Annotated in this window: 11 protein-coding genes; 8 read left to right on the top strand and 3 right to left on the bottom strand. The window is 40.7% G+C overall.

Going from position 1 to position 14,950, the window contains the following annotated elements:
* The first annotated feature begins 221 nt into the window (after positions 1–221).
* The gene (locus RMX89_RS06100) at positions 222–1,775 is read left to right on the top strand and encodes a GTP-binding protein (RefSeq protein ID WP_322688282.1); all 1,554 of its coding nucleotides are present in this window, start codon (positions 222–224) and stop codon (positions 1,773–1,775) included.
* 75 nt (positions 1,776–1,850) lie between these two features.
* Positions 1,851–2,270, top strand: a complete 420-nt coding sequence (locus RMX89_RS06105; protein ID WP_322688283.1) for a hypothetical protein — start codon at positions 1,851–1,853, stop codon at positions 2,268–2,270.
* A gap of 198 nt (positions 2,271–2,468) precedes the next feature.
* On the opposite strand, the gene RMX89_RS06110 is transcribed toward RMX89_RS06105, so the two are convergent.
* Positions 2,469–2,963: a GFA family protein gene (locus tag RMX89_RS06110; protein WP_322688284.1), complete on the bottom strand. Its 495-nt coding sequence runs from the start codon at positions 2,961–2,963 to the stop codon at positions 2,469–2,471.
* A 378-nt stretch (positions 2,964–3,341) separates the two neighbouring features.
* Between RMX89_RS06110 and RMX89_RS06115 the strand changes: the two genes are divergently transcribed.
* The 3 genes from RMX89_RS06115 to RMX89_RS06125 all read left to right on the top strand — a co-directional run bounded on the left by RMX89_RS06115 (position 3,342) and on the right by RMX89_RS06125 (position 8,168).
* Entirely contained in the window at positions 3,342–3,836 is a 495-nt protein-coding gene (locus RMX89_RS06115; protein WP_322688285.1) for a quercetin 2,3-dioxygenase, read from the top strand.
* Between the two features lie 357 nt (positions 3,837–4,193).
* Positions 4,194–5,870, top strand: a complete 1,677-nt coding sequence (locus RMX89_RS06120) for an alpha/beta hydrolase (RefSeq protein WP_322688286.1) — start codon at positions 4,194–4,196, stop codon at positions 5,868–5,870.
* A gap of 546 nt (positions 5,871–6,416) precedes the next feature.
* Positions 6,417–8,168: a serine/threonine-protein kinase gene (locus RMX89_RS06125; protein ID WP_322688287.1), complete on the top strand. Its 1,752-nt coding sequence runs from the start codon at positions 6,417–6,419 to the stop codon at positions 8,166–8,168.
* A 163-nt stretch (positions 8,169–8,331) separates the two neighbouring features.
* Here the strand turns inward: RMX89_RS06125 and RMX89_RS06130 are convergent, their stop codons facing one another.
* A complete protein-coding gene (locus RMX89_RS06130) occupies positions 8,332–9,072 on the bottom strand; it encodes an SDR family oxidoreductase (protein ID WP_322688288.1) in 741 nt (246 codons plus the stop codon).
* Between the two features lie 225 nt (positions 9,073–9,297).
* Between RMX89_RS06130 and RMX89_RS06135 the strand changes: the two genes are divergently transcribed.
* Positions 9,298–10,254 (top strand): aldo/keto reductase, encoded by a 957-nt coding sequence (locus RMX89_RS06135; RefSeq protein ID WP_322688289.1) that lies wholly within the window; start codon positions 9,298–9,300, stop codon positions 10,252–10,254.
* Positions 10,255–10,313: 59 nt separating this feature from the next.
* On the opposite strand, the gene RMX89_RS06140 is transcribed toward RMX89_RS06135, so the two are convergent.
* Entirely contained in the window at positions 10,314–10,970 is a 657-nt protein-coding gene (locus tag RMX89_RS06140) for a class I SAM-dependent methyltransferase (RefSeq protein WP_322688290.1), read from the bottom strand.
* 402 nt (positions 10,971–11,372) lie between these two features.
* Between RMX89_RS06140 and RMX89_RS06145 the strand changes: the two genes are divergently transcribed.
* Together RMX89_RS06145 and ftsH4 are read left to right on the top strand one after the other, a co-directional pair.
* Positions 11,373–12,455: a peptidoglycan-binding protein gene (locus tag RMX89_RS06145; protein WP_322684482.1), complete on the top strand. Its 1,083-nt coding sequence runs from the start codon at positions 11,373–11,375 to the stop codon at positions 12,453–12,455.
* A gap of 561 nt (positions 12,456–13,016) precedes the next feature.
* Entirely contained in the window at positions 13,017–14,894 is a 1,878-nt protein-coding gene (gene ftsH4, locus RMX89_RS06150) for an ATP-dependent zinc metalloprotease FtsH4 (RefSeq protein WP_322688291.1), read from the top strand.
* Positions 14,895–14,950: the final 56 nt, after the last annotated feature.

Consider the following 14,950-nt stretch of genomic DNA (forward strand, 5'->3'; position numbering starts at 1 on the left):
GGGGGTGGGGTTCTTTTATGATGAGTAATTTGGCGGACTTGATATAACTGTGTATTGGGAAGATAGTAAATAACTGAATTAACTTCGCTCCTATTTAAGCTTGCTCTCGTAATTTTTTTGAGTAATTTATTCTTTGCAAATCTCCTACTCTGGTAAAAAATGCTGAAACTATTAAGATTAGAAGCATCTGCCTATTGAATATTCACTAATTTTTCCCAGCCATGCCTCTGTCACGCCTAGTAACGCTGATTGTCGGTCTGATCGTCATTTTGGGGCTAGCCCTATGGCTAATTGATTCCCTCTCACGCCTCTATTGGCAATTATCCTATTCGCCGTTGCTAGGCAATTTACTGCTGTTGCTGCTGATTCTCCTGATTGGAGCCTTGGTTGCCGCTTTTGTTTATTATGTATTGGTGATTAGATCGGGAGAAAAGCGATCGCGTCGCAATCCGAAGCGAGCGACTGCGGCACAAATTCCGGCTGCTAAATCTGACGCAGCTTCTACAACTCTCCAGGCTGTACGACAACAGGTAGCGCAAATTCAAGATGAAGTCACACGCCAAGCTTTATTAAGTCGATCGCGAGAGATTGAAGCGAACTTAGCACGGGGTGAAATTCAAGTAGTGGTATTTGGTACGGGGAGTGCTGGTAAAACTTCTCTAGTTAATGCGATTATGGGACGCATGGTCGGTCAGGTAGATGCACCGATGGGTACAACTCAGGTTGGAGAAACCTATTGTCTGCGGTTGAAGGGATTAGAACGCAAAATTTTAATTACAGATACGCCGGGGATTTTAGAAGCAGGAGTGGCAGGAACGGAACGGGAACAAATGGCGCGAGAACTGGCGACAGAAGCAGATTTACTGTTGTTTGTGGTAGATAATGACTTACGACGCTCAGAATATGAGCCGTTGCGGGGGTTGGCAGAAATTGGCAAGCGATCGCTTCTAGTTCTCAACAAAACTGATTTATATACAGATGAAGATAAAGAATCCATCCTTGCGAGATTGCGTCAACGGGTACGGGGATTTATTGCTACTAATGATGTGGTAGCGATCGCTGCTAATCCCCAACCTGCACAACTCGAAACTGGCGAAACCTTCCAGCCAGAACCGGATATTGTCCCTTTGCTGCGGCGCACGGCTGCTGTTTTACGTGCTGAAGGTGAAGATTTAGTAGCAGATAATATTCTTTTGCAATCTCTGCGATTGGGAGACGAAGCGCGAAAACTCATCGATGGGCAGCGTCGCCGTCAAGCTGACAAAATCGTAGAACGGTTTCAATGGATTGGCGCTGGTGTGGTATCAGTCACGCCAATACCAGTTGTAGATTTATTAGCCACAGCCGCAGTCAACGCTCAAATGGTTGTGGAAATTGGTAGAGTGTATGGCTGTGAATTGAATATGGAACGGGGACGAGAATTAGCTCTTTCTTTAGCGAAAACCATCGCTAGTTTAGGCATTGTCAAAGGAGCAATTCAATTATTATCTACAGCCTTGCAACTCAATGTTGCCACCTTTATTATTGGTAGAGCAATTCAAGGCGTAACAGCAGCTTATTTAACGCGAATTGCCGGTAAAAGTTTCATTGAATATTTTCGTCATGACCAAGATTGGGGTGATGGTGGAATGACAGAAGTTGTACAGCGACAGTTTCAAATTAATCGCAGAGATGAATTTATTAAAGCTTTTATTCAAGAAGCGATCGCACGGGTAGTGAAGCCATTACAAGATAAATCTGAGGTGGTTGAACATGATGAAGAAGTCAATAGCTAAATATTGTTAGTTTTATGACCACAAGCGATATCATCTGTGTGTAGTGTTATACGCTCACTAGAAATCAGGAGTGCAATGAAGCTTCAGCAACTAGTAATTGTCAGTACAGTATTTGTTTTGGCGGCTGTGCCAAAAATTACGTTTGCAGATGAAGTGTGGAATAGCGGCTACGGCAGGGTGGTCTATCAAAGCGATCGCGGTAAAACTGCTATATGGACTTATCCAGGAGGAACTATCTTCATTGAAGGGCTAGCTGGAGTAACGAGCAATCGTGGAATTTATCATGGCTATTGGGTTGGTAACTCCAATGTCAAATGTGATACGTCACGAGAAGATGGGTCAGGCAAATTGAGCAACACCTGGGGACGATTTTCAATCCGCTTTCTAGTTCCTAATTTTCCCATGCCCTGGGAAGCAAGATGGAGCTATTGCGAGGGCGAACCTACTTTCTCTTGGAACGGAACCCCGCCAAAGCAAGCTTCAGTTCAACGTTAAAGTTTATTGACTTTTGTGGCTAAAATTCCCCAAACCTGACTGCAACCATTTGAGTTGATGACTGATATCATGTTCGCCTAATTAGTTATAATTCTTGCATCTGTGCAAAAACCAAAAAACCCTATTTCCCCCTGCTCCCTGCCCCCTGCTCCCCTGCGTTCTTAATGATAAGTCTTTCACCGGACATGATATCATACGTCATCGTGCAGGTTTCGACGCTTGCTTGGCGTATTCTTCTATCAGGAAAGCATAGTCTTCGTAATTGGGCAGGGTCTCGAAACTATGAACCGCAGAGGTCATCGCCCATAGCAGCTTTTCCCTCGTCCAAGTTTCAATGAAAGGCGTGAACCATGACGCATCGTCCAGCATCGTCGCACGAAGGTTGACGAACTCATCTATTCCTTCCGGGTGAGTAAACATCCAACTCATGCAGTGCGGGCAGAAGTAATGGCGGGTCGCGCCGTGCAAACCGCCAATGGTCGGCTGACCTTTCAGTATTGAGAACCCAACGCTTGGAATCGCAACACTTAAAGAAAAAGCGCTAGCGGTCATTCGCTGACAACCCGTGCAGTGGCAAGCCATCGTCAGCAGAGGCGGGGCACTTACCTGAAACCGTATCTGTCCGCAACGGCATCCACCTTCCCAGGGTAAATTCCAGTCGTTCACGATCTGCCGCCTCCGTTCGCTATTCATGTTCCATTCATAATTAACAATAATATTTCATGGATTATCTGCAAATACAAAAAAGGGAAGAGAAAGCAATATGCAATTGAATAGTGTTATCGCAAATCGTATCCAACATTGGGAAGTATTTTGCAGCAAATCGACGCGCGATTTTTTCGTACTTGTTAGGCAACCCCATAGGCAGAAAACAACTAATTCTTTAGATAGAAGCCTCCGGTAAATATCAGTTTTAGCATGAAATAATTATCCTAATTAATTTTCGGAAAACAATAGTGGGTAGCGCATTGGAGCTTAATTACTGGGCTTTTGAATCATGGCTAGGCTGTATTTTAATTATTTGTGCAAGCAGGGCAATCTGTTTGTCATAAAACTTAGGAGATGATGAAAATGACAATTAATCATGGGATCTTATCGCAACTAGGTGATGGTGATAGTTATTCAGTAGCAGGCGATGTAACCACCTTTAAAGCTACGAGCGAACAAACTGATGGCAAGTATGCACTGTTTGAAGTAGTACTTGCACCCCAACTAGGCCCGCCGCCACATATTCATAGTCGAGAAGATGAAGCATTCTACATTCTTGAAGGTTCGATTGAGTTTTATCTTGATGAACAAACAGTTGTAGCAACTCCCGGAACCTTCTTACATTCTCCTAAAGGTCAACTCCATAGTTTTAAAAATATTGGTTCTGCTCCAGCTAAAATGCTGATTTTGGCTACTCCAGGTGGAATAGAAAAGTTTTTTGCACAAGTCGGAACTAAAGTAGAGAATTCATCAGTTCCACCGTTACCTATAACTCAAGAAGTGATTGAAAAAATATTAGCAACTGCTCCAAAATATGGAATTACAATTGTTCTTCCTGAAACTGATAATTCTCCATAGAAATCAAACTTTAAACCCGAAACTTTTTCGGTTTTAAGGATTATTTAGTTAATCTGAGATTAGATATAATTTATATCAATGTGAGGCATCAACCCCCCTTGTTTCATTACACTACCATAAACTTCCGACTATCCAACGCTGGCTCATACTTGAATGGCACGCTTGAATAACTTTAAGCTATGGTGAATAAGGCTATAGCTTTTAATGACCATCAAGCAGTAATGGTATGGGTCAGAGTTGGCTTATAGATAACTCATATAAGTACTGAGTTCACTCAGTATCTAAGCAGGCTGACCCGATATCACCAAAAAGCGATCGCGATATACTGAATATAAATTGTGAAAGGAAATAGACCTAATGACCTATCCTGATAATCAGAGTCTGCCAGACAATCAACCGTATAAAATTTACGAATTTAAAAAAAATAATCAAGAAAAAATACCTGGTTATTTAGTAGTTAGTACTGCGAAACTGAACGTTGAGACAGAAGAAGACAATTCTCATAGATATTTCTCATCAGTTGCGAATAAAAAGTTTTTTAATATCAATGATGGAAAAGCTGAACCTTCAGCCCAAGAAATGATTGAGAAAATTTCTAAAAGTTTGCAATCAAGCCCCGACCCAGAAATAATTATAAATATTCATGGATATAGTTCTACACCATCGGATACAGAGACGGGGTGTAAAAAGATTTATGAATATGTTAATACGCATATTGAACAACCAAATAAATATATTTTTATCGGATACAGATGGCCATCAGAAAATCCTATAAAAACGGATGAATCTGGTTCCTTTAGACAAAAGTTAATCAACGCACTTTCTTCTCTACCAACTTTACTAGCTATTAATTTAGCTTTAGGACTAACAATTAGTGTATGCTCTGCCATAGCTTTATTATTCCTAAATATTGTGAGTAATAGTGCTGTCCACTTTTTCACAGCGATGTTAATTTTATCTGGTATTGTATCTTCAATTATCTTTACATTAATTATTCTCAGGATATCTACTTATTTTCGTGATATTTACAGAGCAAGTAATTATGGAACTACAGATTTAGTTGAATTGATCAGACAGTTAGATTACACAGCAAAACTTCCCCCAAATAAGCGTATTAAATTATCTTTTATTAGTCATAGTATGGGGTGTTTTGTAGTAACAGATGTAATTCGGATTCTCTCTGATGTTTTTGATGTTAAATCTATTAATAAAAAACCGAATTCGGATATTGGTAATGTATTTCGATTAGGCAGACTTGTATTAGTTGCACCTGATATCCCTGTAGAAAGTATCTTGCCAGGACGTGCTAATTTTCTTCGTTCTTCTTTACGTCGTTGTGAAGAAGCTTATATATTTTGTAATGAAGGCGACCTAGCATTACGATTTACCTCTACTGCCGCAAATTATTTTAGTTTCCCAGCGCGAACTCGTATTAGTGGGTACAGGCTTGGTAATATAACAGTTAAACATTTCAACAATAAAAATGATTCAGTGGGTCATACACCCAGATATGGAGTTGTTAATTTACACAAACAAGACTATGGCAAAGGTTACAGACTTGATAATCCTTATAAATATTTAGAAATTCGTTCTTCTAGTAGCGAACATAGAAAACTTGAAGAGATAACTGAAATGTCAGAAAACTTGGTACAACCCGCAGATTTATTTACATATTTTGACTGTACAGATTATAAAGATGACCGGATGAAGCAGATCGGAATAGTTAGTTCTGCCATCCAAAAGCCAGCGATAAATTTTGGGAATTATATTTTCCTCACCTTGGCATTTATTCGGAAGTCTTTTAAGAATACAGATCCTCAAGGTGTTGATACCCACACGGGCTATTTTGAAGGTGCTTTTACTCAAAAAGCTATCTATGAATTAGCTTTTTTAGGATTTCAAGGATTTTTGCAATCTTTGTCAATTGAAGGAGGTGAGTCCGAGCAAATTAGTATTTTTTCTCAAAAATGCCACGAAAAGCAAATTCAAGTGATTCTTGCGCCGCAAATATATCAACAAAAGACTCAAGATTAGACAAGAAATTGCTAAGTCAAGGGGAAAAAGTAAGTAGGTCGGCGTAAATAATTATTGGGATAAGGGAGGGGGCAGGGGGAGAAAGAGTTTAAGGCTTATTTACTTTCCTTCACACAGTTTGGTTTTATTTAGGACTTACGCATCGTACATAAGTACTAAACACAATTTGGGTATTTTAGCCATGTTTTGCATCCAGTGATCGCAAATGTCGGAATAAATCAGGGTTATCTGAAGCCTCTGAAAAGACTAAATACCGTAATACACGTTTTGGTTGATTTGTATAGTGCGTAAATCCTATTATTGCACCGACTTACTTAAAAGTTAAGAAAAATTGTAGGTTGGGTGAAGCGAAGCGCAACCCAACAAAGGCATTTTGTTTGCGAAGTATTTTTTTCCTAAAAAAATGTTTTTTATACGCAAAAATACTTAAAAAAAATTAACTTATATTTTAGTGTCAAAATTCTGGTTATTTATTTCTAAAGTATTCCGGAAACAGGAGGGAATGTCAGAAAAACTAGATAAAAGGACTTACTGAGTAACCAGGTCATGACCCACCACATAATCGGTAAATTACTACAAGGGCGTTACCAAGTTGTCCAAAGCCTCGGTGCAGGGGTGTTTGGACAAACATACATTGCTGTAGATGTAGATTATCCAGAGAATCCCAAATGCGTTATTAAGCAGATTAAAGTTAGCAGTTCCGAATCTGGCTATTTGGAGATGTTGAGGTTACTGTTTCTGACTGAAACCCAAACCCTCAAGCTTCTAGGAAGCCATGACCAAATTCCTGAATTTATCGCCTGTTTTGAAGAAAACGAGCGATTTTATATAGTGCAAGAGTGTATTGAAGGACATGCGCTGACTGCGGAATTGCCCATCGATAGCCAATGGGGCTGTCTGTGGAGTGAGAGCGAAGTTGTAAAATTTTTAATAGATGTCTTAGGTATTCTAGAATTTGTTCACTCTCAAGGCGTTATCCATTGCGATATCAAGCCGGAAAACTTGATTAGACGTACTGTTGATAACAAGTTAGTTATGATTGACTTTGGCTCAATCCAGTCGATCGATTTTGGCATAGGTGCAGAATTGCCCATTTATAGAATTCCCGTCACTTCATTGGGATACATACCGCCAGAACAATTTATTGGTCAGACACAGCCCAACAGTGATATTTATGCTTTGGGTATGATTGCTATTCAGGCTTTAACAGGACTAGAACCACTACAATTAAAAACCGATCCTTCTACTAATGAAATTTTTTGGCGTTCTCAAAACACGCCAGTTAACGATTATTTAGCTGCTGTTCTCAGCCAAATGATCCGCTACAATTACCAAGACCGCTTTCAGTCTGCGGGTGAAGTGTTGCGGGTACTCAAACAAATAATCTGGGAACCTCAGTCATCAGAAACATTAGAAGAAGATTCTCAATTTTCCCTAGAAGTAGCGAAAAATTCTACATCTGGAAAATTATCCCCATTATTAACGGGAATGAAAGTAGGATTGGCAGCTAATTCTTTAGTGATGGGATTTGGTGTATATTCTTTAGTTAATACTGCACCTGCATATTCAGAAACAGATACATTATATAAAGCAACAAAAGAATATCAAGCAGGGGATTTGGAAGAAGCGATCGCACTCGCTAAATCAATTCCTTCTCACAGCAATGTTTATCCAGAAGCGCAAGCCACAATTGAAGAATGGCAAGAACAATGGCAAGTAGCTGCACAGCAATACGAAATAGCACAACTAGCTTTTCAAGAGAACAGATGGTCAGATGTTCTTCATGCTGCTGCCAAAGTTCCAAAGATTGCATATTGGCAATCTAAAACAGATAAAATAGTTCAAAAAGCATCTGTCAACATTGAATTACAGACGCAAGATTTATTAGCAAAAGCTTACGAAAAAGCTGCTGACAAAGATTTTTCTGCCGCCTTACAATATCTACGTCAAATTCCTCAAGAAAGTCGTGCCGGGGCTTTAGTTCAAGACAAGTTAGCTGAATATAATCGAAAACGGCAGATCAGAGCAGCCTACTTTTTACAGAAAGCCTATAAAAAAGCATCTATTGGTGATTTCGATCGAGCTGTAAAATTTCTCCGAAATATTCCCCAAGATACTTTAGTTTATGCTCAAGCTCAAGTCAAATTGAATGAGTATACTCAAAAACAACGCGTAGTAGCTGACTATCAAAAGATAGCTTCTGCAAAAAGAACAAATTTATTTGTTCCGAAAAAGTCAGTTACTAAAATTGAATCTCTTCAAGAAGTAAATTACTTGCAAGAGGTTAATATTCGGTAGGTTTGGTAATTCGTAATTCGTAATTCGTAATTCGTAATTCGTAACACTTTGTACGTTTGCGTAGTATGTCGCAAACAGACACTGCACTTAGCTTGCTTTCCCGTAGAGGTACGATGAGATAAGGGAATAAGGGAAATAACCCATGCCCAATACCCTCTAGTTTTTACCAAGGAACCACACCGTTTTCATCAAAAAATCCTCCGCTAGAACCATCATCAGGTAGAGTAGCGAGTCTCACTGCTGCGATCGCACCCTGCTCAACAGTGCGATACCCTTGGTATTGATTAATGTCAGTTGCTGTAAAACCAGGATCGGCAGCATTGATTTTAATTGGGGTATCTTTAAGTTCGGCAGCCAATAAAACTGTGATTGCATTCACTGCTGTCTTGGATGAGTTATAAGCAAGAAACTTAAAATCAGCGAATTCGTAATTGGGATCGGAGTTCAGAGTCAGAGAACCTAAACCACTTGATAAATTCACTATTCGCCCTGCTTTTGATTTCTTTAAAAGTGGCAACAAAGCTTTTGTAACTGCAAACACTCCAAATACATTCGTTTCATAAGTATGTCGTAGTGTTTCAATATCAACTTGGCTAGGTGGAAGGCGATCGCCATCACTTACTATTCCAGCATTGTTCACGAGAATATCAAGTTTTTCAAATTCGCTCTCGATTTGTTTAGCCGCAGAGTCGATTGTTTTTTGGTCGCTCACATCAAGTTGAATTGTTTGGGCATCGATCTGGCTAAGACGAAGTTTATTCGCCGCTTCTTCACCACGTCCTATATCTCTTGAACCAACAAGAACAGTAGCACCTCTAGAACCTAATTGGCGGGCAATCTCATATCCAATACCTTTGTTTGCGCCTGTAATCAGCGCAACTTTGCCTTTTAAATCTTCTGACATATTGCTTCTCTATTTTGCTCGGCACTGACAACTTTTACTATCTTTGAGCAAGTTTAGTGTATAAGTAGTGTGTATCAACACAATATTTGAGATTTAGTAATCCTACACAAGTAGCGATCGCCTGTCATATTTGCACCAGTACTAATTCACACCTCAGATAGCTGTTGAGAAAATATTTGCAGCTTAAAGTAGCAATTGACTCAAAAATTCTTGCAGAAGGTAGATATGCAAACCAAACAGCTTGGCAATTCAGAGCTTAACATTACCCCAATCGGCTTTGGTGCTTGGGCGATTGGTGGCGGTGAATGGGCTTTTGGCTGGGGAGAGCAAGATGACCAAGAATCGATCGCGGCGATCGATCGCGCTCTTGACCTCGGCGTTAATTGGATTGACACAGCAGCTATTTATGGTTTAGGGCATTCTGAAGAGGTTGTTGCTAAGGCGCTCAAAGGTCGATCTAGTCGCCCTTACATTTTCACGAAATGCTCAATGGTCTGGGATGAAAAGGGCGAAATTGCTCGCAGTCTGAAAGCGGATTCTTTGCGGCGGGAGGTTGAAGCCAGTCTGCGCCGACTAGACATTGAAACCATCGACCTTTACCAAATCCACTGGCCCAACCCTGACTCAGAAATCGAAGAAGGCTGGACAACTTTGGCCAAGCTCAAGGATGAGGGTAAGGTTCGCTATATCGGAGTTTCTAATTTCAATGTCGAACAGTTGAAACGTATCCAAGAGATTGCACCAGTTACGTCATTGCAACCGCCTTATTCGCTGGTGAAGCCGGATGTCGAAAAGGAGATTCTGCCTTTTTGTAAGGAAAATAACATAGGTGTGATTGTTTATTCACCTATGCAATCTGGTTTGCTTACAGGAAAGATGACACCTGAGCGAGTTGCTAATTTCCCAGATAATGATTGGCGCAAAAGCAATAGTGAATTTCAGGAGCCACGTCTATCTCGTAACCTGAAGTTAGTCGAAGTGTTGCAACACATTGGTCAACAACACGATCGCTCTCCAGGTGAAGTGGCGATCGCTTGGACTTTAAATAATCCGGCGGTGACTGCGGCGATCGTTGGCGGACGCAATCCTAAGCAGGTAGAAGGAATCATTGGTGCTGGAGAATTTCGCCTCAATCAGCAGGAACTAAATGATATTGATACTTTCCTGCGCGAGAATCCATAAAATCTCTGCTGGAAAACCTGATAAACCCCACGACTTAAGCCGGGGGTTTATTCATACTTTTATTTTGTTGCTACGCCGATAATATGAGGACTAACAATTGGCAATTGCGCATCAAATCGCTCATAATTGATGCTACTAAAACCAGCCTTTCCTAATGCTATCCAAATTTCTTTATCTGGATGACAACCATCACCTATTGCTTTCCCAATTGGACTAATTGTGTTTTGTACTTGTCGCAATAAACTTCCTTGAGGTGCGGCGACATGTTCAATAAATAAGAAGCGTCCGCCTGGTTTAAGTACTCTTAAAATTGCCTGCAATGTATAATCTATATTCGGCACATAGCATAAAAATAATGTACTAACAACAGTATCGATGCTGTTATCTTCGGCATCTAACCATTCGGCATTACCAATGCGGAGGTCGATATTTAAACCCAGTTTTTCTGCTTGTTTTTGAAGAGAAGAATGCCTATGTGAATTTGGCTCGATTCCTATCCAATGGATATCTTTAGGATAATAGGGTAAGTTAGCGCCTGTTCTGGGGCCAATTTCTAAAACTTTACCTTGGAGATTAGCAAAAAGAGAACGTTTGCGATCGCTGACAATTTTATCATATTTGCTACTACTTGAAGCCATCATCCAGGCAAAAAAATGTTTACCAAGGTTTGCAAAAATATTATTTTTTGAATCTCCAATAATTTGGTTTACAGTCATTATCTACTTCCTAATTTTTGAGCCGAGAAATTGGGGTGCTAAACAACCATTTGATAGCCTCAAGGTACAATACTTGGTGTTTGTTGTACCTCACCCATTAGACTCACCTGATAGGATGAATTTAATTAACGTATTACGTGTAGCACTGGAACCGTAAGATATTACAGAAAGAACAAAAGGATAGAGGCGTTTATATATACGATGATGAGCGATCGCCTGAGAAAATCTAATATAACTGCGGATGTTATAATCCAAAGTGGGTTTTGCAAAATAGCGTTTATTGAACTCCAATCGCTCTCATGAAGTACGAGATACCAAATTGGCAGCGGTAGTAACTTAAATTATACGACGAATAGTGACAGAGAAATTAACTCAAAACAATTGTTTCATCCAAGAAAAACTATGAGCTTTAAACTTCAAGCTTTGCAACTTCCGACTCTCCAGAAAAAATCCGAAGGGCCAATTGTAACTGCTTGGCAGAAATTTCTTTTAGATTATGACTTCCCGATTGCTGCCGTTGATGGGGATTTTGGGAATATTACAACTCAAGCAACGCGTGATTATCAGACTAGTAATGCTTTAACAGTAACGGGAATTGTCGATACAGCTACTTATAAAAAAGCGCTAGAGCAAGGTTTTGCAATTTATTTTGCTATCTACACCGATGCCGGGAATAAATTCTTAACCTATCTTAACTTTGGAGTAAATGAGGTCAAAGATTTACAAAAAAGTTTAACAGCGATCGGTCGTTTGAATCCGCCGTTAGTAGCTGATGGAGACTTTGGCCCCAACAGTACAAAAGGACTAGCCGAAACTTATAAAATCAGAGACGTCAATTTTCGAGCCGAGTTAGCTCAACAGCTTTCTAATACAACAAAAACCAAGCTTGGCATTGATTTGGAGTTGGCTTTAGACAACATAACTGAATATGCCAAAAGATTAAGACAACGACTGAGTGGAAAAGCCTGGGTTAATTTTTTCCCAGACAGCGACTCAATCGATGATTTAGCTTCTCCCTTTCGTCAAAAAGTACAAGCTTTTGAGCAAGCCTTAAAAAATGCCGGAGCAAATATCGATATATCTTCAGTATTTCGCCCTTCAGAACGAGCTTATTTAATGCATTATGCTTTTCGTATTAGCAATAATGAAATTGCTGCCAAAGATGTTCCACCGATGCCTAATGTAGATATTAATTGGCTACATTACACCAATGCTGGTTCTGTCCAAGCTGCTAAAGAAATGGTGTCTGCTTATAATATTGCTTTTCGACCTGTTCTTACCTCTCGTCATACCCAAAGATTAGCAATTGATTGGGAAATTACTTGGTCAGGAACCTTAAATATCAAAAACGCTAACGGAACGACAGTTAGCATTAATCAGCCACGAACGAGTTATGAAAATTCTACTTTATGGCAAGTTGGGCGTTCTTACGGTGTGATTAAATTATCTAGCGATCGCCCCCACTGGTCACATGATGGACATTAATGGCTAGAGGAACCGCATATATGGAGAACGCAGTTCCAAAGTTCAGAGTAGAATGACTTGATAAAAATTCCAGATTGGAACAAGGAAAACTCCACAAAGGCTTCAAAATAACTCTTTGTGGGGGATTTCTATTTGCATCTCCCAATCTCTGCATATTTTTTGAGTACGGTAAACCGTATTTGCTCGTTAGTTCCCAAAGATTAATTAAATTGTTAAGTTTAGTTACATAAATAAGTAAAAAAATACTGCAAACATTGCTAAATGGGAGACATTATGAGAAACAATAGTATACTTGAAGACCCAGACAAGCCGAACAACTTTGCCTTATCGTTAGCGAGTCTTCTCCCAAAGAGATGTAAGGGCTAACGAGCATCATGAGCCTTACAGCCCATCGTAGACATTGCTCAGATGCGAATATACCAGCATTTTTGACCAGTCTTTAATCAAGTTTCTCAAAGCGTTAAGGAAAATGAGAAACAGAGGAGAATGGGTAAAACCAATGCCCAATGCCCCATACACAATTTTCAAGTTAGTTTCATTATTTCAGGATTGGTAACATTTATGGGAATTAAAGAACAGCCTAAGTCACCTCGGTTTCGGATCGTCGCTAATATATTACTGGCAGTATCAGGGCTATTCTTGCTCTTAAATTTATTTTTGCCTAATTTATTTGCTTCTGGCCCGACTGGTGTTCCTTACAGCTTGTTTATTCATCAAGTACAGGAAGGGGAAGTCAACCGCGTTTCCGTTGGTCAAAACCAGATCCTCTACCAAATAAAAACAGAAAATGCCGAGCCGGGTCAGGTGTTTGCAACTACACCCATCTTTGATTTGGAGTTACCCAAACTCTTAGAAGAAAAGGGAGTTGAGTTTGCTGCTACACCGCCACCTAAAAATACTTGGTTTACAACCCTCTTAAGTTGGGTGATTCCACCACTGATTTTTATTGGGATTTGGCAGTTCTTTCTTGCACGTGGTGCTGGTGGCGGTGGCCCTCAAGGTGCCCTTTCCATTGGTAAGAGCAAAGCTAAGGTTTACGTTGAAGGCGAATCCGCTAAAATCACCTTTGCAGATGTGGCTGGGGTAGAAGAAGCGAAAACTGAGTTAGTGGAAATTGTAGATTTCCTCAAGACTCCGGCACGGTTTACGCAAATTGGCGCTAGGATTCCCAAAGGTGTGTTGTTAGTTGGGCCTCCAGGTACTGGTAAGACACTGCTAGCGAAAGCCGTAGCAGGAGAAGCAGGAGTTCCATTCTTCAGCATCTCTGGTTCCGAGTTTGTAGAATTGTTTGTCGGTGTAGGTTCTTCCAGAGTGCGGGATTTGTTTGAACAGGCCAAAAAACAAGCTCCCTGTATTGTATTCATTGATGAATTAGATGCGATCGGTAAGTCTCGTAGCAGTAACGGCTTCTACGGTGGTAACGATGAGCGCGAACAAACCCTCAACCAATTACTAACTGAGATGGATGGGTTTGCAGCTGGGGATGCAACAGTAATTGTACTAGCAGCGACCAACCGCCCGGAAACTCTAGACCCTGCATTGCTGCGTCCAGGTCGCTTTGACCGCCAAGTGTTGGTAGACCGTCCCGATTTATCTGGTCGTGAAGCAATTCTCAAGATTCACGCTCAAAAGGTCAAATTAGGAGATGATGTAGATTTAAAAGCGATCGCTACTCGTACCCCCGGTTTTGCTGGCGCAGATTTGGCAAACTTGGTGAACGAAGCCGCATTATTGGCAGCGCGCAATCTGCGTGAAAAGGTTGCTCAAGAAGACTTTGCCGAAGCAATTGAGCGGGTAGTTGCCGGTTTAGAGAAGAAGAGTCGCGTGATGAACGAGACTGAGAAAAAGATTGTTGCATACCATGAAGTTGGTCACGCAATGGTCGGGGCGCTCACAACCGGAAACGGTCGTGTAGAAAAGATTTCGATTATTCCTCGTGGGATGGCAGCTTTGGGCTACACTCTGCAATTACCAACTGAAGACCGCTTTTTGATGAATGAAGATGAACTGCGGGGTCAGATTGCAACTCTGTTAGGTGGACGTTCCGCTGAAGAGGTTGTGTTTAACAGTATTACCACAGGTGCTTCCAACGATTTGCAACGAGCAACTGACTTGGCAGAACGGATGGTAACAGCTTATGGTATGAGCAAAGTCTTAGGGCCATTAGCTTATCAACAAGGACAACAAGCAGCATTTTTGGGTAATGGTGCGCCGAATCCTCGCAGATTGGTAAGTGAAGATACAGCGAAAGCGATTGATATCGAAGTCAAGGAAATCGTGGAAACAGCCCACGAGCAAGCCCTAGAGATTCTCAGACAGAATCGAGACTTGCTAGAAGCGATAGCTACTCAGCTCTTAGAAACAGAGGTCATTGAAGGCGAAAAACTGCACGATTTGTTGAGTCAAGTTAAACCCGTAACTCATATCATGTCCGCTTGATTGCTTATTAAACCCGAAGAACCCCACCCCGCCAAAGCTATGCTTTGTCTCCCCTC

The sequence above is a fragment of the Nostoc sp. DedSLP04 genome, assembly GCF_034530775.1.
Taxonomy (GTDB): domain Bacteria; phylum Cyanobacteriota; class Cyanobacteriia; order Cyanobacteriales; family Nostocaceae; genus Nostoc.

What these genes read in the sequence shown, in the direction of transcription:
- RMX89_RS06140 (WP_322688290.1), bottom strand. Translation starts at nt 10,970, where the DNA reads ATGACTGTAAACCAAATTATTGGAGATTCAAAAAATAATATTTTTGCA.
- RMX89_RS06105 (WP_322688283.1), top strand. Translation starts at nt 1,851, where the DNA reads ATGAAGCTTCAGCAACTAGTAATTGTCAGTACAGTATTTGTTTTGGCG.
- RMX89_RS06115 (WP_322688285.1), top strand. Translation starts at nt 3,342, where the DNA reads ATGACAATTAATCATGGGATCTTATCGCAACTAGGTGATGGTGATAGT.
- RMX89_RS06130 (WP_322688288.1), bottom strand. Translation starts at nt 9,072, where the DNA reads ATGTCAGAAGATTTAAAAGGCAAAGTTGCGCTGATTACAGGCGCAAAC.
- RMX89_RS06125 (WP_322688287.1), top strand. Translation starts at nt 6,417, where the DNA reads ATGACCCACCACATAATCGGTAAATTACTACAAGGGCGTTACCAAGTT.
- RMX89_RS06135 (WP_322688289.1), top strand. Translation starts at nt 9,298, where the DNA reads ATGCAAACCAAACAGCTTGGCAATTCAGAGCTTAACATTACCCCAATC.
- RMX89_RS06120 (WP_322688286.1), top strand. Translation starts at nt 4,194, where the DNA reads ATGACCTATCCTGATAATCAGAGTCTGCCAGACAATCAACCGTATAAA.
- RMX89_RS06100 (WP_322688282.1), top strand. Translation starts at nt 222, where the DNA reads ATGCCTCTGTCACGCCTAGTAACGCTGATTGTCGGTCTGATCGTCATT.
- RMX89_RS06110 (WP_322688284.1), bottom strand. Translation starts at nt 2,963, where the DNA reads ATGAATAGCGAACGGAGGCGGCAGATCGTGAACGACTGGAATTTACCC.
- ftsH4 (WP_322688291.1), top strand. Translation starts at nt 13,017, where the DNA reads ATGGGAATTAAAGAACAGCCTAAGTCACCTCGGTTTCGGATCGTCGCT.
- RMX89_RS06145 (WP_322684482.1), top strand. Translation starts at nt 11,373, where the DNA reads ATGAGCTTTAAACTTCAAGCTTTGCAACTTCCGACTCTCCAGAAAAAA.